Genomic DNA, 20,525 nt, shown 5'->3' on the forward strand with positions numbered 1-20,525 from the left:
CATCCGGAACTTAAAACCTTATAGTATGAAAAATTTAGTATTTCTTTTAGTGGCTCTTTTCGTGGGAACAGGAAGTTCCACAGCCACGTCGACAGAAAATAAGGTTGCACTGAGCAATGCTTTCAGGTACGACAATTCATTCATCTTTGTTGAGAATGGCATTACCTTTTCAGTGTATCCGGATGGTGAATTCGACTTTTTTATCGACAACCGCGTAAATGTTGGGGCCAATGTTCGCCTGGGAGGTGCACAAATTACCTTTAACTCAGGATTCGATTACAACCCCTTTGTGCAGTACGATGACTACGGAGCTGTAATCCAGGTAGAAAACGTTCCTGTTTTTTACGATTATTACGGAAGGGTAAACCGTATTGGCGGGGTTAACATCTGGTATAATAATGGCCGCCTGTACCGTATTGGAGGAATGCGGGTATTCTATAACAACAGAGGGTTTTATGACTACCATGTGGGATTCATAAACATCTACAACAGAAATTATATATACCGCCCATTCCACCGATTCTTTGTACGTCCGGCAGTAGGTTTCTGCCTGGTGTATAACAGGCCTTACAGAAGGTTTTACAACCCGGTCAGGTATACCTATTATCGCCCCTACAGACACAACGTAAGACGTGCTTATGCAAGGGTTGGGAATACCTACCGTTACCAGGCAAGACAGGACAGGAACCGGATATACCGCAATGACAGCAGGGTTGCCCGTCGCAGCTTTAATGCAGACAGAAGGTCCGACAGGGTTGCGACCAACCGGGGAGCGGACAGAATGAGCCGAAGCCAGGGTAATTACCGCAGCAACAAAGCGGCTAGCCGTGGAGGTGATTTCAGCAGAAGCAGCCGTACCGCTGTAAGAAATGGCGACAATGGCCGAAAAGCTAACATTGATAGAAGTACCCGTACAGTTAGCAAAAAAGGCGTGGTAAGCCGAAGCAGCCGGGAAGTGCGCAATACACCCAAAGGTCGCACGGTTCAGACAAGCCGATCGGTAAGCAGTCGCAAGCCGGTTGCCAACAGGAGTCCGCAGCGTAGCGAAAAGGCCAGAAGCAGTGTTCAGCGAAGTAGCCGTTCTACTGCAAAAGCCAGCCCCGCAAGGAAGTCCGACAGGTCTTCAGCAGTTCGGAAAAGTACCTCTACCAATAGCAGGAGGAGTGGCGTTTCCACCCGGAGCAACAGGAAGCGGGTACAGTAAAAATCGTTTTTAGGTTGGTTAGTTGTTTAAGCCCCGAGAAAGAATCTCTTTCCGGGGCTTATTTTTTAAGGAATTTCGTAAAGAAGCCTGTGACTTCCTCAGACAAATTAAAGTAGATCACCGAGCCTGCAAATACCAGGCAGAGCAGCACACTTTTAATCCCAATGTTCAGAATGGGATGAAAAGGCAATTGGATCCATAAAAAAACAAGGACGCAAACACCCATTAAAAACAAAAGGCGGAAGGTGTTGGCAGACCAGGGCACCAGGGAAAATTTCCAGCGTACAAAGAAGAGTTTGGCAAGGTTATACAGGAAGACGGCAGTAAAAGTTGCATAGGCGGCCCCTTCTATACCGAATACCGGGATCAGCCACATGTTCAGGAGGACAGTGAGGCCCGCCAGAAGAATCCCCATCAGCAGCAGACTGCGATAATATTTGGAATTGTAGAGGATGGCATTGTTGATACCGAGAAAAGAATCGAACAGTTTTACGCCGCCAATGAGCAATACCACCACAAACCCGTCACTGTAGTTCTCGGGTAACAACCGGTACAGATCTTCCAGATTCAGCAAGATCAGCAAGTAAATCAGTCCCGCCACTGTGAGCAGGCTTTGTGAACTTTTTTTATAGAGCTGGCTGAGTCCCTCGGTATCCTTTTTGTGTAAAAGGGAAGCCGTAAGCGGATAGGTTATCTGGTGCATGGCACGGGAGGGTACAATAATCACGGTAGCCATAAAGATGGCAACCGTATAATAGGCAACATTTTCAATTTGTATGTATTGGTTGATCATGAAACGATCTACCTCCAGCAGCAGAACGGCAACAGAGCCCCCGAGGATTATGAGCGTACTATACCAAATTACGGAACGCCCGCCACGAATTTTTCCCAAGGATATTTTAAAAGGAGTGGAGCGCAGCGCATATATCCCCATTAACAGGCAACGAAGCAGGTATAAAAGCACGAGGCCATTTAAAAAAGTATTTACGTCAATCCTTTGATACGCCAGCAGAATCAGTAAAATCATAATTGCCAGGCGAATAAATACTTCTTTTAAAAAAGTTCCAAACGTGGTCTTGAGCTGTACCCTGCTCCAGGCAAAGAATACTTCAAAATACGCCATGGACATCCCAATGATAAAAATATGCCATACATATCCTTTTACGATAGGGTTCTTATTCGCCAAAAACGCCCCTATTGCATCATTTGCGAAGTAACTGAACAGACCCAATGGAACAATTATTAAAACGGGTAAAAGTAACATCAGACTTAGGAAACGATCAGACCGGTCTGCTGTCTTATACCCTTCGTAATATTTAACCAGCGTATTGGGGATTCCAAATGCCATTACCGGCATCAACAGGGTGGCGGTAGAAAGTAAAACACCCACCAGGCCAAAGTATTCTTCCGACATGAATCGGGTGTAGAGGACCAGCGTATTAAGGGCCCCCAGGCCAAAACCGGCATAGGTAAGCAATGTATTCTTGATGGATTGCCGGATTATTATTCCCATAGGAGGATTTTGGCCAGTTCTTCAGTAAGTGCCCGACGATGGTATTTTTCTACCCCCTTGGCCGGGATCTCCAGACCCCCTTGCCGATAAGCCGAATACCATTTCAGAAGCTGAGACTTTATTTTTTCTTTCTCCGAATATCGGAAAAAAGCACCGCATTTACTGTGCTCTACAAGTTTGCCTGCCTCCCACCCGGAAGGACCTATTGCCAGAATGGGTCGCGAAGCGGCCATATATTCGAAGAGTTTGGCGGGGATAATCCCACGGGTTTCCGGGGCATCGATCTCAATAAGCAACAAGACCTGTGCGTTTCTCTGGGCTTCTTTTGCCTGCTTGTGAGGAATGTATTCGCGCAGCTTCATAAAGGGTTTCAGGCCACAGCTTTCAATATCTCTAAGGGTCTCATCACTTACCAGTCCGGTAAGTTCCAGCTGAAAATCCTTCCTGAACCCCTCATCTTCCCTGAGCAGCTGCCCAAGGACTTCCCAAAGCGCCAGCGGATTGCGTCCGCTTAAAAGAGAGCCGATATGTGATAATGTGAAGGGGCCCTTTGGTTGTTCGGTTCCTGCCGGGATTGAGTCATAACCATTTGTGATTACGCTGACAGGCTTTGAAGTAAGTTTTTCAAATTCTATTTTAGTGGTCTCACTGGTGGTGATAATACGATCGGCCCTGTTGAGAACTTCTTTCTCGAGTTGCAGATGTTTGCGCCTCGCCCATTTTGTCAAGCGCAGGGCCTTGTGATATCCAATAGTGGTCCAGGGGTCGCGAAAATCCGCCACCCATCGTAAATTTTCTTTCTCTCTCAGCTTTAATCCTATCAGATGTACACTGTGCGGAGGGCCGGTTGTTATCAGGGTTTCTATTCCCTCATTGCGAATAATTGCAGGTAATGCCTTCAAAGCCGATTGCACCCAGAACTTCCTGGCATCCGGGATAAAAAGATTTCCTCTGATCCATAACAAAACTTTGTCGGCCAAAGACGGATTATCCCGGTTCAGGATGCCAGAACGCATTTTGCGGGTTTTGGCCTTCCCGACAATACCGGCCAGTTTAAAGGGTTCCCAGATTTTGTGACGGTATATGCGGATGTCTTCCGGTACGGACTTCAGGAGTTCCTGGTCAGTTATCGGGTATTGCGGGTTTTCAGGGATAAAGACGACGGGGTCAATCCCGAATTCCCTTAAATACTTTACAAAATAAAGCCAGCGCTGTACTCCGGGGCCACCGGCCGGAGGCCAGTAATAGGTAAGGATCAGGACTTTTTGCATCAGGCCTCTGGTTTCCGCCTTCTTATGGTCCGATACAGAATACCCCCCAGAATAATCAGTAGCAGGGCAACATTTCCGGCCAGGCTGATTTTACTCCCGAAACGAACTACTTCGGGTTCAAATTTGAACAGGATCTCGTGTTCTCCAGCCGGGATCTCAAGGCCTCTCAGGGTATAATTCACCCTAAAATGAGTAGCCCTTTTTCCGTCTATATAGGTGTTCCATCCTTCGGGATAATACATTTCAGAGAAAACAGCGAAGCCATCAGATCCATTCTTGGACTTATAGCTGAGGGCATTAGGCTGATAGGAGGCTACGCGGATCTGCGCAGTAGAATCCCTCTCAAAGGTTTTCTGACTCACCTCAGGGAAATCGGAGGTGTTAATCAGGGCTGTTTCGGAAACCCGCAGCGTATCCAGGGCCATTATAGCCTGGTCCGCCGAAGATACGGGGATAAGCGACCTGATAAACCAGGCGCTTCCAAGGGCGTCCGGGTTGAGGGAAACCGAAGCTGCCCCTTCTTCATCGGGTTGGATGATATATTTGGCATTCAGCATATTTAGCACGCGCCGGTTGTTCTTGTATACGTGAAATTCAAAAAGGTCCTGCAAGCGAGCCGGTTTTGCAGCATGATAGCCCCCAAGTGATTTATGAAAGTAAGAAGTGGTTGCCCCGTTAAGTCCCTCATTTAAATTTAAAACCCTGTAATAACTGGTGTCCTGCAGGATAAGCTGATTTACTTTCGTTCTGGCTATGGGCTTCTCCATCCTTCGGGAGGATACAAAATTGTCCTTATCCCAGTACCGTAAATTAACCCCAACAAGATCCACTACTACCAGAACGGCTGCCACCGTAATAACCCATTCCCGCTTTATGTTTTTTCTGAGCGAGACCCAAAGAATACCTGCCGTAAGGGCAATCAGGGCCATGGAACGCAGGGTGTCATTGACGTAGACCGCTTCCCGGTCTCTCCGGATAAGCGATACGAGCTCTTCCCCGTAATAACGGGTCATGATCTCGTCACTCCCCCCGGTAAAATCAAAGGCAGACTTAAAAAGCAGCAGCCCCAGCCCAATTCCCATCATGCTCAGAAAACTGATGGATAGCGCCATTTTTTTTGCGCGCAGGTCCACCTTGGAATTTAAAAACGCTTTTAAGGCTAAAACGGCCAAAACAGGAGCGCATAATTCCAGGATGACCTGAATAGAAGAAACCGCCCTGAATTTATTGTAGAAAGGAAAATAATCAATCATAAAGTCTGTGAGTACCCCAAAATTCTTTCCCCAGGAAAGCAAAAGGGCCAACAGGCTCCCAAAGAGTAGCCACCATTTGGCCCTGCCCCGAACCAACAGGATTCCCAGCAGAAACAAAAACAAGATAACTGCCCCGATATAGGCGGGAGCCGCAACAATTGGCTGATCACCCCAATACAGCCGCATTTCATTGGTGAATTCCAGGGCCTGGGTCCTGGGAACCCCCTGATCCGTTAAAAAATCGTAGGTGCGTGAATCCTCGCCCAGCTTTTCTACCGAACCTCCCCCGAATAAGCGGGGAACCAGTAAATTCAGCGATTCTGTAATACCATAACTATATTGAGTGATGTATTCCCTGTCCAGCCCATCCTGTCGTGTTTTCGGACTGCCATCCGGATTAATGCTAAGAGCGGAGGTCCCGCGGGTACTCCAGTCTGCATACTCCTTTGTGGCGAGCAGGGAAGTGGCGTTGGTCAGTAAAGCCAGGGCTACAGCCGGAATCAGTACCCCCAGGCTAATGAAATAGTGCTTTAGCTGCTTTTCCCGAATCGCATATATCAGGTAAACCGTCCCCAGGACCAGTACCAGTAAGAAGAAATAGTAGGTCATCTGAAAATGGTTCGCCTGAATCTCAAGGGCCATAGCCAGGGATGTGAGGATAAAACCCCAGAAGTATTTTTTTCGAAAAGTAAGGACTATACCCCCCAGAACCATAGGCAAGTAGCCAATGGCATGGGCCTTGGCATTATGCCCTACATTTAAGATTATGATTAAATAGGTGGAAAAACCAAAGGCCAGGGCTCCCAGAACAGCCAGGCGGTACTCCACCTTCAGGCAGCACATCAGTATATAGAACCCCAGAAAATAAAGAAACAAATAATCGGAAGGTCTCGGAAGGAAACGTATCACCCTGTCCAGCTTTTTGATATAATCATGAGGGTAGCGGGCCCCAAGCTGGTAAGTGGGCATGCCGCCAAAAGCACTATTGGTCCAGTAAGGTTCTTCCCCGTATTTATCCCTGAATTGCTCCTGTTCCTCGGCCATCCCTTTATACTGCACAATATCAGACTGATAGATCACCTTACCCTGCAAAACGGGATAGAAATAGGCAAGAGCCGCCAGTCCCAGAAAAGTTATTACGAAGAAATGTCTGAGGAATGCGTTAAAGTTAAATTTCATTGGTCGGTTGAAAGGAATTTTACTCTATTTCTTCGAAATCGATATACTCGCCTACGTTTGAATCGGTTTTTTTACTTTTTACAGGGGGTTTGTCAATACTGACCTCTCCCACTTTCTCATCCTTAAGCGGTCCCTTATCCCGGGATTGAAAAGTTGTATTGAAATAAGATTCTGTCTTTCGGACGGCATATGCATGAATCCAGGGCTGAAAAATCCTGCCGAGTATTTTGAGCAGATAGTAACCCAGGATTATAAAGAAAATTGTTCTTAAAATGCCCATATTATGGAGTCTCTGTATATCAAAAGTACAATTCTGTCGTTTTATAAACAGTACAAAAGTCCTAAAATAAATCTAAAATGGCTGGAGCACCTTATAGAATGTACCTTAACAGTATATCCGGATATCTTTTATTAATCATTTTTTTTACTGGCCTCAGCACCCGTGCGCAGTATACAGATGTAATAAATTCCAACAGGCCCGGAAAGGCCGTCAGCGCTTATGCCGTTGGCAAGAATGTGATTCAGGCGGAAGCCGGGCTTTTTTATGAAATCCAGGATCATAACCTGATCAATACTGAATCCGACATTTTCGGCAGTGATATTGCCCTGCGATATGGCCTTTTCTTTGAAACACTTGAAATTCACTGGGAGGGCATTTTCCAGCAACAGCAAATCGATTTCCTCAATATTGACCTGCAGGAAACGTATACAGATTTTTACCGGAATCGCCTGGGGCTTAAATTCCTGCTTTTTGACCCCTTCAAAAACCCGGAGCGAAACAAACCCAACCTATATAGCTGGAGGGCGAACAATGTTTTTCAGTTTAAAAACCTGATTCCTGCCATATCTGTTTATGCAGGGGCCAATTTTAATCTGGGGGATAATCCCTTTTACCCAGACGATCCAATAGTGTCACCCCGGGCCATGATTGCCACTCAAAGTAAACTCACTCCGCGTATGGTGCTTATTTCCAATGTCGCCTACGACCGCATCGGTACCGATTTTCCTGAATGGAGTTATCTGGTTTCCCTCTCGAGGGCGCTTCGCAATCCCAAATGGAGTGTTTTTATAGAAAACCAGGGGATCAGTAGCGACCGCTATTCGGATATCCTCCTCAGGGGAGGGGTTGCTCATTTGTTCAGTGAAAATTTCCAGGCAGACCTGCTTCTGGGGGGAAGTTTTAAAAATACCCCCAGCCGCCTGTTTATTTCAAGCGGGGTATCCTACCGGCTCGATTTTCACAAAGATGACCCCATTCCCATTGAAGACCAGGACCGCATCGGCAGAAATAGTATGAAGAATCAGGGCAAAGCCGCCGGAATGTCCAAAAAAGAACGGAAAAAACTCCGTAAAAAGGAACGAAAGGCCCGTAAAAAAAAGAAAAATGACTGGGAAATAGGGTCCTGAGCCGCTGTCTTATTTTATTAACCGCTTCTGCTTTATTCTGTTCGGATTTATTCCTAATATTGGGTCGTTCAAAATGCTGTAATGGTTGAAATCAAAGAAGTCCGGTCAAAAAGCGAACTGAAAAGTTTCGTTTGTTTCCCATTCGATTTATACAAGGATTCTCCCTACTGGGTTCCTCCGATTATAAAGGATGAGATGGAGAGCTTTGATGCACAGCTCAATCCGGTATTCCAGCATGCGGAAGCCCGATTTTTTCTGGCTTATAAAAATGGAAAAATTCAGGGAAGAGTAGCCGCCATTATCAACTGGCAGGAAGTAAGGGAGCAGGGGCTTAAAAAAATGCGTTTTGGATGGTTAGATTTTGTAGATGACCCTGAGGTCTCCGGGGCCCTGCTGGAAAAGGTAGCGTCACTGGGCAGGGAGCATACACTTGAATATATGGAAGGCCCTATGGGTTTTTCCAATATGGATAAGGTAGGGGTGCTCACTGAGGGTTTTGACCAACTGGGTTCTATGGTTACCTGGTACAATTACGAATATTACAAGGAACATTTCCGGGCCATGGGTTTTGAAGTTGAAAAGCAGTACCTGGAAAGCAAATTCCCGGTTGCCAATGCCGACCCGAAGTATTTTAAAAAAATACAGGAGCTGATTAAGCAGCGTTACGGATTACGGGCAGTGAATTTCAGCAAAACCTCTGAACTGATGCCTTATGTTGACCAAATGTTCGATCTCTTTAATGATACCTATTCGCGTTTGTCCTCCTTTGTACGGATTTCAGATTCGCAGAAAGCTTATTTCAAAAAGAAGTACATTTCCTTTATCAACCCGGAATACATAAAGTTTATATTGGATAGCGAAGAACGCCTAATTGCCTTCGCAATTGTGATGCCCTCCTTTTCCAAAGCGCTGCAGAAGGCCAAAGGAAAACTTTTTCCGCTGGGATTCATTCATCTGCTCCGCGCCAAAAGATATAATAAGGATGCTATTTTTTACCTGATAGGCATACATCCCGAATACCAGAACAAAGGCGTTACGGCTATTATTTTTAATGAATATTACGAGATCTTTCGAAAAAAGGGGGTTCAGATGTGCTATCGAACTCCGGAGCTTGCCGATAATAAAGCTATTCAGGCGCTATGGAAAAATTTTGACCCAAAGGTTTACAAACGCAGATGCACTTTTAGAAAAAGCCTGTAAAAAAAAGCCGGAGTTAAGCTCCGGCTTTTTTTATTCTCCCATGGCAGCAGCTACAGCCGCCGAGAGGCGTTTGTAGGTGCCGTTCTCGAGGCGGTCGCGAATAGCGGAAAAAGCCTCCAGGGTTTCGTTAATATCTTCAGCCGTATGGGTTGCTGTAGGGATCATTCGCAGCAGGATCAAGCCCTTGGGAATAACCGGATAAACCACAATTGAGCAGAATATTCCATAATTCTCTCTAAGGTCCTTTACGAGCGCCATGGCTTCGGGGATACTCCCGTTCAGGTAAACCGGGGTAACACAACTACTGGTTGTTCCAATATCAAAACCTCTTTCTTTCAGGCCGTTCTGTAAGGCGTTTACATTCTCCCAGAGTTTTTCTTTCAGCTCCGGCATGGTTCGCAGCATGTCTAGCCGCTTTAAGGCACCTTTTACGTAGACCATTGGAAGCGACTTGGCGAACATCTGCGAACGCAGGTTGTATTTGAGATAATCGATAATTTCCTTATCGGCAGCCAGAAAAGCCCCGATCCCGGCCATGGATTTTGCAAAGGTGGCAAAGTAAACATCGATATCGTCCTGAACCCCCTGCTCTTCTCCGGCACCTGCCCCTGTCTTACCCAGGGTGCCGAACCCATGTGCGTCGTCTACCAGCAGGCGAAATGTATATTTCTTTTTAAGGGCGACTATTTCCTTTAATTTTCCCTGTTCCCCACGCATTCCGAATACGCCTTCGGAAATGACCAGGATACCGCCACCGGTCTGTTCAGCCATTTTGGTAGCCCGCTCCAGGTTTTTTTCGAGGGACTCAATGTCATTATGTTTGAAAGTAAAGCGTTTGCCTACGTGAAGACGAACCCCGTCTATGATACAGGCGTGGGAATCCACATCGTATACGATGATATCGTCTTTTGATACCAGGGCGTCTATAGCCGACATAATTCCCTGATATCCAAAATTCAGCAAATAAGCAGACTCCTTGCTGACAAAAGCTGCCAGTTCCTGTTCCAGCTGCTCGTGATAATCCGTATGACCACTCATCATACGGGCACCCATTGGATAGGCTGCCCCATGTTCACGGGCAGCATCCCCGTCAACCTTTTTTATTTCCGGCAGGTTGGCCAGTCCGAGATAATCATTTATGCTCCAGGTGATTACCTCTTTTCCCTGAAATTTCATCCGGTTCGATATTGGGCCTTCCAGTTTGGGGAAAACAAAGTAGCCTTCAGCCTGTGATGCCCATTTACCCAGTGGGCCTTTATTTTCAATTATCCGATCGAATATATCTCTCATGTAGCTTAGCTTGGTTTAAATTTTCGCAAAAAAAGCCAAATCCGGGATGGATGGCTTTCAGCGCTAATTGAAGGGCAAAAGTACAGAATTTTGCAGAGGAATCATAAAAATTTCACATGCTCCCGGATGCTCTTGCTATCCGGGGCCTGGAACTCATTAGGAAAGAGAAATCTTGTATTATTTGATAAATTCGATCTGCTTCGGCTCTTCAACATGTTTGCTGTCGAAAAAGCCCTGGGCTTCCATCCACTGATCGCTGTAGACTTTGCTCATATATCGCGACCCATGGTCCGGGAATATTACCACTACCCTGCTATTTTCGTCAAAGGTACCCGAGGCCTGCAATTGTTTGATCGCCTGCATAACGGCCCCACTGGTATAACCCGCAAAAATACCTTCTGTGCGACAAAGCTCCCTTGCAGTGTGCGCGCTTTCCTCGTCTGTAACCTTGATGAATTCATCAATAATTTCGAAGTCAGTAGCCTCGGGGATCAGGTTCTTCCCAAGCCCTTCAATGCGGTAGGGATAGATTTCAGCGGTATCCAATTCACCGGTCTCGTGATATTTCTTAAGTACTGACCCATAGGCATCCACCCCAATTACTTTGATATCAGGGTTTTGCTCTTTTAAAAAACGAGCCGTTCCGGAAATGGTCCCCCCGGTTCCGCTACAGGCCACAAGATGCGTAATTTGTCCGGCTGTCTGTTCCCAGATCTCAGGGCCGGTGCTCCTGTAGTGTGCCTGTAAATTGAAGGCATTAAAATATTGATTGATATAAACAGAACCCTTGGTTTCCTCATGCAGGCGTTTGGCTACCTGATAGTAGGATCTGGGGTCATCTGCACTCACGTGGGCCGGGCATACATATACCTTGGCCCCCATGGAGCGAAGCATGTCAATTTTATCTTTGGAAGATTTTGAACTAACAGCAAGGATACATTCGTACCCTTTGATTATACTCACCATTGCAAGACTGAACCCGGTATTCCCGGACGTAGTTTCTATAATAGTGCTACCGGGCTTTAGCAAGCCACTTTTTTCTGCCTCTTCTATGATATAATGAGCAATGCGATCCTTGGCGGAATGGCCCGGGTTAAAGGCTTCCAGTTTGGCGTAGTATTCCCCTGGAAAGGTTGCCGTTAGCTTGTTCAGGCTTACCAAAGGAGTGTTGCCGATAAGTTCAAGGATGTTGTTGTAGGCCTTAATCTTTTGTTCCATACAATAAGGTTAGGTAAAAGTATTCCTGCAGTAGGAATTACTTTACGGAGGCAAAATTACTATATTTTTTTTTATTAGCTGTTTTTCAGTTCCTGATCAATCAGAAAGGCGTATTCCATGGCGGTCTCCCGAAGGGCTTCAAACCTTCCGGATGCGCCCCCGTGGCCGGTATCCATATTGGTATAGAGCAGGAGTCGGTTTGTATCGGTTTTGAGCGCCCTGAGCCGTGCTACCCATTTGGCAGGTTCCCAATACTGCACCTGAGAGTCATGCAGCCCTGTAATAACCAACATATTCGGATAATCCTGAGGCCGGACATTATCGTAAGGCGAATAAGAGAGCATATAATGATAGTATTCCGGATCATTTGGGTTCCCCCACTCATCGTATTCCCCGGTGGTTAGCGGGATGCTTTCATCCAGCATGGTTGTTACCACATCTACAAAGGGAACAGCGGCCACCACCCCATTATAGAGGCCTGGAGCCATATTGATAACCGCTCCCATCAGCAGCCCCCCGGCCGAGCCCCCGTATGCGTAAAGGTGTTCGGGGTGTACATAACCGGCCTCAACCAGATGTCTGGAACAATCAATAAAATCAGTAAAGGTGTTTTTTTTATGAAGCAATTTGCCCGTTTCATACCAGGGTCTCCCCAGGTATTCCCCTCCCCTGACGTGGGCAATGGCATATATAAACCCGCGGTCCAAAAGGCTCAGACGGGTAGTTGAAAAATACGGGTCGGTTGTACTCCCATAGGATCCGTAAGCGTACTGTAACAGCGGGCTGCTCCCATCCAGGGGGGTATCTTTATGATACACTACGGAAATGGGTACCCGCTCCCCGTCCCGGGCAGGGGCCCAAAGGCGCATAGAACGGTAATTTTCTTCCTTAAAAGTTCCACCCAGCACTTCCTGCTGTTTTAAAATGGTTTTTTCCCTGGTCCGCATATTAAAATCAACAATGCTGTAAGGGGTAGTCATGGCATTGTAAACGTAGCGCAGGCTATCCGTCTCAAAATCAAGATTTACGTAGGGGTATGCCACGTAGGTCTCACTCTGGAAAGGAAGAAAATAGGATTCCTCACCATCCCAGCGATTGATCTGTATCCGGCTCAGGCCATTATCCCGCTGCGAAACAACATAGTATTCCTTAAATATCTCTATGTCTTCCAGCAGTACATCTTCCCGGTGCGGGATGAAATCTGACCAATATTCAGAAGCGGTATGCTGCGCAGAGGTCCGCATTAGCTTAAAATTAAAGGCTCCGTCCTTATTGGTAAGGATATAAAAGTGATCCCTAAAGTGATAAATGGAGTATTCTACTCCCCTTTGTCTTTCAGAAAAGATCCTGAATTCGGCCTCTGGCTGATCCGCCCTTATAATCCTGTATTCTGTAGTAAGGGTGCTAAAAGAACCAATTACAATATATTCCCTGGATTTGGTTTTGTAAACATAGGTGCTGAAGGTGGTATCTTTCTCTTCGTAAACCAGAAGGTCTTCTTCGGGAGCCGTACCCAAAATATGTTTATAAATTTTATCAGATCTGAGGGTTTGCGGATCTTTGCGGGTATAGAAAAGACTCTTGTTATCCGATGCCCAAACAGCACCGCCCGTGGTATTTTCCAACACATCCGGAAAAAGCTCGCCTGTATTCAGGTTTTTTATACGAATGGTATACTGCCTTCTGGAAACCGTATCTACCCCGAAGGCGGCGTATTGGTTATCCGGGCTAATGGAGATCCCCTTCAGGTTAAAATAGTCGTGCCCGGCTGATAGCTGGTTACAGTCAAAGAGCATTTCTTCCTCCGCTGTCAGATTCCCTCTTTTACGGGTGTAGAAAGGGTATTCCTTTCCGGTTTCATAGCGGGTGACGTACCAGTAACCGTTATATTGGTACGGGACGGAGCTGTCATCTTCCTTGATCCGTCCTTTCATTTCCTGAAACAAGGTTTCCTTCAGCTCTTTTGTTTGGGCCGTCATGGCCTGATAATAAGTATTCTCCGCCTTCAGATAATCCAGTACCTCCTCGCTTTCCCTTTCTCTTAGCCAGTAGTAATTGTCTATGCGAATATGGCCGTGTTTTTCGAGCTTTTTTGGCCTTATTGCAGCAACAGGTGGATTGGGTTGAGACATAAATGGATGCGGATTAGTAAAGGAAAACGCAAAAATAATACTTAGGGAAAGAATGATGCCCCCTTACTGATATGTTTTTTTATGAAAGCGGTATGGTTCAATTTAGTAATTTTGAAAGACCAAAAAGAGAAATAACATGTTTGGAGATTTGATGGGAATGATGGGGAAATTAAAAGAGACCCAACAGAAAGTACAGCAAACCAAAGAGCGCCTCAATGGAGTAAGCCTAAAAGAAACGGGGGCTGAGGGTCTTATCGAGGTTGTTATCACGGCCAACCGGGAAATAAAAGAGGTGCAAATAGACCAGTCACTCCTGCAGGACCCGGAACAGTTGTCGGATTATCTGGTTATAACCCTCAACAATGCTATTCGAAAAGCCGGCGAGATTCACGAAAAAGAACTGGCTGCGGTTGCCAAGGAAGGGATGCCAAATATCCCCGGCCTGGATAACTTTCTGAAATAAAGACATTTATTAACCCTCCTCTAAACCCGGATTCAATTGCTGGAAGTAGTTAAAGATACCGACCAAGGATATAAGTTTCTGGTGAAGAGCAGCCGGGGGCATACCCTCTTGGAAAGTGTGCCCTTTAAATCCGAAAAGGATGCCCTACAAAAGATGCAGGCCCTTAAACCCCTTGTTAAAAATTCGGTCTGTTTCGAGAGAAAAACGGATCATATGGGCCGATTTCAGTTTTCACTAAAGGATGAACAGGGTATAATAATTGGCAATAGCCAACTCTATCGATCTGAAGCTGGAATGGAAAACGGGATCAAAAATACCCGAAGCCGCATCATTTCATCATAAGCTGCTAAACTGAAAGTTCCCGGATGACGGAACAGGTATAGTCATGCATCTGGTCCGTATAGTCCAGGTGGGTAACCATGCGGAGCTTACCCTGCCCCATGCCAATCAGGCGGATGCCTTTCTTTCCCAGCCTTTCGGTCATTTGCGTGTCATCAATCACTTTTGATTCCAATTCAAATATCACAATATTGGTCTCCACCGGCGCCACGTAGCTCACGAAGTCTTTAGAGGCCCAGATCTCACCCAGTTCCCTGGCTTTCCGATGATCTTCCTCCAGACGGTCAATATTGTGTTCCAGAGCATACAAACCGGCAGCAGCCAGATAACCTGCCTGCCGCATCCCTCCCCCCAGAACCTTGCGAATTCTCAGGGCTTTTTCCATATGCTCCCTTGTACCCAACAGCAGCGAACCCACCGGGCATCCCAGCCCTTTGCTTAGGCATACACTGATAGTGTCAAAAAGTTGTCCGTATTGCAGAGGAGTTTCGGCTCTGGCCACCAGAGCATTCCACAATCGCGCCCCATCCAGGTGCAGAGCCAGCCCATGTGTATCGCAAAGGGTTCGGATTCGCTTTAGTTCTCCAAAGTCCCAGCAGGCGCCTCCCCCTTTATTGGTGGTATTCTCCACACAGACAAGGGAAGTCAGGGGGCTGTGGTAAAAGTCAGGCGGGTTGATGGCAGCCTTTACCTGTTCTGCGGTCATCATTCCCCTGTCCCCATCCACTAACTTACAGGAAACCCCGCTGTTGAAGCTTACGCCGCCGCCTTCATAATTGTAAACATGGGCAAATTTGTCGCATATCAGTTGTTCCCCGGGTTGGGTATGCAGTTTGATCCCTGTTTGGTTGGTCATTGTTCCGCTTGGAAAAAAAAGGGCGGCTTCCATTCCGAAGAAATCGGCAACCTTGTTTTCCAACTCATTCACGGTTGGGTCTTCCTTGAAGACATCATCCCCTACCCTGGCATTCATCATTGCCTCCAACATGCCTGCCCCGGGGCGGGTCACAGTATCGCTGATCAGATTAACTTCCATGCCTCTATTTATTGAAAACAGGCCATCCCAATTGGAGAACCATCCGGTATTTCAGGAACTTGCGGGACTTTGAATAGCTCAGGGTGTTCAAAGAAATTGTCAATGCGCCGTACCATCTCCCTGGCCGTTTCACTGCTCCCTGATTTAAGCAGGTCGGCTTTGAGCGATCTTAAGGCGGCTGCGGCCACCGCATTGACCTGGGGATGCACCACATCCGAATGCGCCAGCACCATTATATGGAATAAAACCCTGAAATTGACAACCTCCTGCACCTGTCGCAAAAAGTCAGATTTCGGACTCGAATCCACTGTTTGTTCCAGTAATCTTCCCAAAACCTCCTTTAGAGATAACTGTCCGGGATTAAGGCCTTGTTGCTGGATTAATCGACTTGCTCTTTCTGGGTGCAACAAAAGGCCAAGGGTCATATCTGCTGCTGTTTCAGCGCTTGCGAGCGCATCAAAACTCAGTCCGGCCCGGCCCTTAAAGGATTCCCTTCCAGCCGGATAGCCTTTGGCCCGGGGAGGGAAAAGCCCCAGGATTCGCTGAGGAATGGCCAGGTTAGCGGCCTGAAGCGTCTTTAAAACTGCCTCCAGTGCTTTTTCCTGCTCCTCGCGGGGCAGCGTCTTCCAGGGAATGCTGCCATCGCTCCTCACGGCATAAGAATAGTCCATCCCTCCAATCATCTTGGTAGCGGCCTCGGTCTGGTAACGGTGGAAGAAATAGAGCGGTACAAAAACGTCTTCAAGCACAGAATAGGGCTCTCCAGTCCGAATATTGGCTATAGAGAAATTTTCAATGGCCGTATTTCTGATTCCCAAAACACGTTCCAATTCTTCTGCAGCGTCAGGACCGTTGTCCCACAGGTGTCCAAAAGCATGTGCACCACCGGTAGGGCGTGCATCCTGGTCCGAAATATAGCGAAGCCCCTGCTCAGCAGCTTCTTTCAGAATTTCATCCAGGGCCTCTCCCTCATCCGTACCCTCCGGAAAATCCGAATAGGCATAAGCAACACTTACCTTATCCCACTCTCCAATACCGGTGTCATATGCCTCTGAAAAATCAATGTTTCCATTTTGCAGCCTGAAATAAGGATGGGGGTAATCCATAACGGAAGCCCGGTTATTGGTGCTGGCCGCAAAATTATGTGCAAAGCCAAGAGTATGGCCAATTTCATGGGCAGAGAGTTGCCGTATGCGCGCAAGGGCAAGCTCCAGCATTTGAGCATTATTCTCATCAGAAGTCTCAAAAGGTTTGTTGGCAAGGGCCTGTGCAATCATAAAGTCCTGACGTATCCTGAGACTGCCCAGACTCACGTGCCCCTTAATGATTTCACCTGTTCGCGGGTCCTGGACACTGTTCCCGTAACTCCAACCGCGGGTAGAACGGTGAACCCATTGAATAACATTGTAACGCACATCCATCGGGTCTGCATCATCCGGGAGGATTTTAACCTGAAAGGCATCTTTGAACCCGATTGCCTCAAAGGCCTGGTTCCACCATTGACCTCCCTGCAGGAGCGCGGAACGAACCGGTTCAGGAGTACCATTGTCCAGATAATAGATTATAGGCTCCACGGCTTCACTTACGGCTGCGGACGGATCCTTTTTTTCAAGCCGGTGCCGGGTTACAAATCGTTTAACAATAGGGTCTTCCACAGGGGTAGCGTAGTCGTAGTACGAAAACATATTCGCCCCACTCCTGGGGTCATAAGCCCTTTTTTTAAACCCATCATCCGGAAGCTCGATCAGGGAATGGTGCTGGGCAACAGTCACCAATTTCGGGTTTGGGCTAACCGAACGGATATAGCCTCCTTCCGGATTTCCTTTAAAAGTAAGCATTACGTCAAACTCACAATTTTTGGGGAACGCTTTGGTTCGTTCCAGGTTCATTGCACTTTTGGAACTGTCCAGGGAATAGGATCCCTGTTTGCTGCGCTTGAGCCGGTCAGAAACCCCGTGGGCGTCCTGCATCAAAAAATCCGTAAAATCAATAATATAGGTGGCGCCTATGGTTTCAACAATGGGAAAGCCAAATAGCACTGAGCTGGCAAATGCCTGCTCCACGGATTTTCGTTCCAGGGAATTATCTGTGAGGGCGCGAAACTTCATATTGGGCTGCATCATTAAAATTTTATTGCCCGCCTTTTTGAATCGAACTAATTGCTCATTCCCTAACTGACCACGGTCCAGGCCAATATCGTTGCTGCCAATACCACTGCTCAGGCCGTAAACATACAGAAAGTCCGTATCCAGCTTATCTACCACCAGATAGATTTTGTCTTTGGTGTCATCGTAATAGAAATCGAAATAACCCTCATATTTCTGGAAAGATTTTCGCTGCTCAGAAAACTGTGCCGAGGCCGTCGAAAAGATAAAAAGACAGGCGAATAACAGGTATATGTTTTTCATGGAAATGATTTTGGCTTAAATGTATAAGAAAATGCCCTTTTATAAAAGCTCATATCTATATATTGGCCACACTAAAATCGTTAGAAAGCCTGCAGATTCGGATTTCCAGATTATTAAAGTGGTATTTACTTTTATAATTCTTAAAAAACAGTATCTTATTTGAAAGATTGAATATGAGCAAAGCGAAAAACACCATTTTCGATTCTTACGAGAGAAACCCGGTCTTATTTGATGAGATTTTCGATCGTGAGGGAGAAGTTACTAAAGTCTACAAAAAGCTTTTTAATCTCTACGGAAAACAGTCTCTTGAAGAGTATATTCAGTTAAACAGCAAAGCAAAGTCTGCTTTTTTTAACCAGGGAATTACCTTCAGGGTATACGGAGACCAAAAAGCCAACGAGAAAATCTTTCCCTTTGACCTGTTCCCAAGGATCATCGGGGCGGTAGAATGGGCGCATATAGAAAGCGGCGCAAAGCAGCGTTGCAGGGCTTTAAATGCCTTTCTTTGGGACCTGTACCACGATAAAAAAATCCTGAAAGACGGGGTTATTCCTCTAGAGCTCATAAACTCCTCCGAAAATTATCTGGATCAGATGCAGGGAATAGATCCTCCTGGGGGCATTTACAACCATATTTCCGGGACCGACCTGATCCGGCACAGCGATGGGGAATTCTATGTGTTGGAAGACAATATCCGCTGCCCTTCGGGGGTGAGCTACGTACTGAGTAACCGCACAGCCCTGAAAAGGGCACTGTTCGGTGTTTTTAACCACTACCAGGCACACACTGTAACCAATTATGCAGAAAACCTTCTGGACCTGCTGGAATCTGTAAAACCGCAGGGGGTGGATAGCCCTAACACAGTTGTGTTAACCCCAGGGATGTACAATTCTGCCTTTTATGAACATTCCTATCTTGCCAAAACCATGGGAGTCGAATTGGTGGAGGGCCGGGATTTGTTCGTGGAGAATGACTTTGTCTATATGAAAACCATACGGGGGCCCGAAAAGGTAGATATTATTTACAGGCGTATAGACGATAAATTCCTCGACCCTCTGGAATTCCTGAAGGATTCCACTCTGGGGGTACCTGGTTTGTTTGCAGCCTACCAGAAGGGAAATGTTACCCTCGCCAATGCACCGGGTACCGGAGTGGCGGACGATAAAGCCGTTTATACCTATGTGCCGGACATCATCCGGTATTATCTCGGGGAGGAACCGATCCTGAAAAATGTACACACCTACCATTGCAACCGGCCCGAAGACCTTGAATTCGTTCTGGATAACATCCGGGAACTGGTGATCAAACCCGTCGATGAGGCAGGGGGTTATGGCATTTCAATCGGGAATCGACTAAGTGCTGAGGAGGTGGAGAAAGTACGGGCCGAAATTAAGGCAGCTCCTCGTAAATATGTAGCACAGCCCATTATGTCCCTTTCGGTGCACCCTACTTATATAGAAGAGACAAAATCCTTCGAACAACGGCATATAGACCTGCGTACTTTTACGGTGCTGGGGCAGGAAAAGGATTTTGTTTTAAAGGGAGGCCTTACCAGGGTTGCCCTGCGCCGGGGTAATTTAATTGTTAATTCTTCTCAGGGAGGCGGATCAAAAGATACCTGGGTACTTAAAAAATAATCAATTCATGTTAGCAAGAGTTGCGGATAATCTTTTCTGGATGGGGCGTTACCTGGAGCGAGCCGAGCATATGGCCCGCTTTATAAATGTCAACTATTTTTCATCTCTGGATGCCCCAAATGAACTTTCCCAGTCCCGGCAGTTCGTATTGAGTTCCATGCTGCAAATGATGGGAGACCCGGATGCCGGGAAAACCAACCTGCAGGAAAACAAAGTCTTGCACAAAATTGGCTTTAGTAAAGACAACCCAATCTCCATCTACAATACAATAACCTATGCAAGGGAAAATGCCAACAGTGCAAGGGACTTGATTTCCACGGAATTATACGAGTCAATCAATAAGTTCTACCACTTTGTTTCCAATTATCCCGAAAATAAATTCGTCAAAACCGGGCTTTTTGATTTTACGATGCAGGTTACCGAAATGACTGCTATTCTCAGGGGTAAGATCCGGGCGACCCTTTTACATGACTCCATTTATGCCATTATCATGATGGGGGTTAATATTGAAAGGGCCTTTCAAATTACCCGTATCATCAACGCGAAGTACAATGACGCCAAAAAATCACAAGGCAGCTATGGCGATCGCTTCAGCAACAGTTACGAATGGACAACGCTTTTAAAATGCGCGGAATCTTACGATATGTTTCGAAGGCTCTACAAAAAAGCTCCAACCAGCATAAGCACCCTGGAATTTCTGATATTGAATCCGGATTGTCCCAGATCCGTAATGAATAGCCTCAATCAGGTATACAAACATATTTGCGTGCTGGATACCATTCACAGGCATCCGAAGGATTCCACGGCTTTCCTGGTTGGCAAGGTACGGGCGGAATACCAATATAAAATTGTAGAGGATATCGAAAGGGATATACAGGCATTTATCGACCATATTTTATCTGAACTCTCCAATATTGGGAATCATATGGAAAAAGAATTTTTCAATTATTAAGTACCGTACGAATAGTCTTTTCT

General features: G+C 46.5%; 16 protein-coding genes. 7 read left to right on the plus strand and 9 right to left on the minus strand.

Going from position 1 to position 20,525, the window contains the following annotated elements; translation table 11 throughout:
• Positions 1-25: 25 nt before the first annotated feature.
• Positions 26-1,204, plus strand: coding sequence for a hypothetical protein (locus ACT6NV_RS14385; RefSeq protein ID WP_445385130.1), 1,179 nt, complete (start codon positions 26-28; stop codon positions 1,202-1,204).
• A gap of 58 nt (positions 1,205-1,262) precedes the next feature.
• Here the strand turns inward: ACT6NV_RS14385 and ACT6NV_RS14390 are convergent, their stop codons facing one another.
• From ACT6NV_RS14390 to ACT6NV_RS14405, 4 genes are read right to left on the minus strand one after another with little or no spacing between them, the layout of a single operon-like run.
• Positions 1,263-2,717 carry a lipopolysaccharide biosynthesis protein gene (locus ACT6NV_RS14390; protein WP_445385131.1) on the minus strand — a complete coding sequence of 485 codons (1,455 nt, stop codon included), beginning with the start codon at positions 2,715-2,717 and terminating at the stop codon, positions 1,263-1,265.
• A complete protein-coding gene (locus tag ACT6NV_RS14395) occupies positions 2,708-3,988 on the minus strand; it encodes a glycosyltransferase family 4 protein (RefSeq protein ID WP_445385132.1) in 1,281 nt (426 codons plus the stop codon). Before ACT6NV_RS14395 ends, ACT6NV_RS14390 begins: the two co-directional genes overlap by 10 nt.
• A complete protein-coding gene (locus ACT6NV_RS14400; protein WP_445385133.1) occupies positions 3,988-6,420 on the minus strand; it encodes a hypothetical protein in 2,433 nt (810 codons plus the stop codon). Before ACT6NV_RS14400 ends, ACT6NV_RS14395 begins: the two co-directional genes overlap by 1 nt.
• A 19-nt stretch (positions 6,421-6,439) precedes the next feature.
• A complete protein-coding gene (locus ACT6NV_RS14405) occupies positions 6,440-6,700 on the minus strand; it encodes a DUF4834 family protein (RefSeq protein WP_445385134.1) in 261 nt (86 codons plus the stop codon).
• Positions 6,701-6,777: 77 nt separating this feature from the next.
• On the opposite strand from ACT6NV_RS14405, the gene ACT6NV_RS14410 reads away from it, so the two are divergent.
• Both ACT6NV_RS14410 and ACT6NV_RS14415 read left to right on the plus strand, forming a co-directional pair.
• Positions 6,778-7,827, plus strand: a complete 1,050-nt coding sequence (locus tag ACT6NV_RS14410; protein ID WP_445385135.1) for a transporter — start codon at positions 6,778-6,780, stop codon at positions 7,825-7,827.
• 81 nt (positions 7,828-7,908) lie between these two features.
• The gene (locus tag ACT6NV_RS14415) at positions 7,909-9,027 is read left to right on the plus strand and encodes a GNAT family N-acetyltransferase (RefSeq protein WP_445385136.1); all 1,119 of its coding nucleotides are present in this window, start codon (positions 7,909-7,911) and stop codon (positions 9,025-9,027) included.
• A 30-nt stretch (positions 9,028-9,057) separates the two neighbouring features.
• Here the strand turns inward: ACT6NV_RS14415 and ACT6NV_RS14420 are convergent, their stop codons facing one another.
• The 3 genes from ACT6NV_RS14420 to ACT6NV_RS14430 form a co-directional block, all read right to left on the minus strand.
• Complete coding sequence (locus ACT6NV_RS14420) at positions 9,058-10,317, minus strand: aminotransferase class I/II-fold pyridoxal phosphate-dependent enzyme (RefSeq protein WP_445385137.1); 1,260 nt, start codon at positions 10,315-10,317, stop codon at positions 9,058-9,060.
• A gap of 177 nt (positions 10,318-10,494) precedes the next feature.
• Positions 10,495-11,535, minus strand: coding sequence for a PLP-dependent cysteine synthase family protein (locus tag ACT6NV_RS14425; protein WP_445385138.1), 1,041 nt, complete (start codon positions 11,533-11,535; stop codon positions 10,495-10,497).
• A gap of 74 nt (positions 11,536-11,609) precedes the next feature.
• Entirely contained in the window at positions 11,610-13,667 is a 2,058-nt protein-coding gene (locus tag ACT6NV_RS14430; protein ID WP_445385139.1) for a S9 family peptidase, read from the minus strand.
• Positions 13,668-13,803: 136 nt separating this feature from the next.
• Here ACT6NV_RS14430 and ACT6NV_RS14435 point away from each other — a divergent pair, with 136 nt between their 5' ends.
• Together ACT6NV_RS14435 and ACT6NV_RS14440 are read left to right on the plus strand one after the other, a co-directional pair.
• Complete coding sequence (locus tag ACT6NV_RS14435) at positions 13,804-14,130, plus strand: YbaB/EbfC family nucleoid-associated protein (protein ID WP_445385140.1); 327 nt, start codon at positions 13,804-13,806, stop codon at positions 14,128-14,130.
• Between the two features lie 36 nt (positions 14,131-14,166).
• On the plus strand, positions 14,167-14,472 hold the full coding sequence (locus tag ACT6NV_RS14440; protein ID WP_445385141.1) for a YegP family protein: 306 nt from the start codon (positions 14,167-14,169) through the stop codon (positions 14,470-14,472).
• Between the two features lie 4 nt (positions 14,473-14,476).
• On the opposite strand, the gene ACT6NV_RS14445 is transcribed toward ACT6NV_RS14440, so the two are convergent.
• Together ACT6NV_RS14445 and ACT6NV_RS14450 are read right to left on the minus strand one after the other, a co-directional pair.
• On the minus strand, positions 14,477-15,505 hold the full coding sequence (locus ACT6NV_RS14445) for a threonine aldolase family protein (protein WP_445385142.1): 1,029 nt from the start codon (positions 15,503-15,505) through the stop codon (positions 14,477-14,479).
• Between the two features lie 8 nt (positions 15,506-15,513).
• Positions 15,514-17,913, minus strand: a complete 2,400-nt coding sequence (locus ACT6NV_RS14450) for a zinc-dependent metalloprotease (RefSeq protein ID WP_445385143.1) — start codon at positions 17,911-17,913, stop codon at positions 15,514-15,516.
• 173 nt (positions 17,914-18,086) lie between these two features.
• Between ACT6NV_RS14450 and ACT6NV_RS14455 the strand changes: the two genes are divergently transcribed.
• Both ACT6NV_RS14455 and ACT6NV_RS14460 read left to right on the plus strand, forming a co-directional pair.
• Positions 18,087-19,550 (plus strand): circularly permuted type 2 ATP-grasp protein, encoded by a 1,464-nt coding sequence (locus tag ACT6NV_RS14455; RefSeq protein WP_445385144.1) that lies wholly within the window; start codon positions 18,087-18,089, stop codon positions 19,548-19,550.
• Positions 19,551-19,557: 7 nt separating this feature from the next.
• The gene (locus tag ACT6NV_RS14460; protein ID WP_445385145.1) at positions 19,558-20,502 is read left to right on the plus strand and encodes an alpha-E domain-containing protein; all 945 of its coding nucleotides are present in this window, start codon (positions 19,558-19,560) and stop codon (positions 20,500-20,502) included.
• The last annotated feature ends 23 nt before the right edge of the window (positions 20,503-20,525 follow it).

The organism is Robiginitalea insularis, from assembly GCF_052497835.1.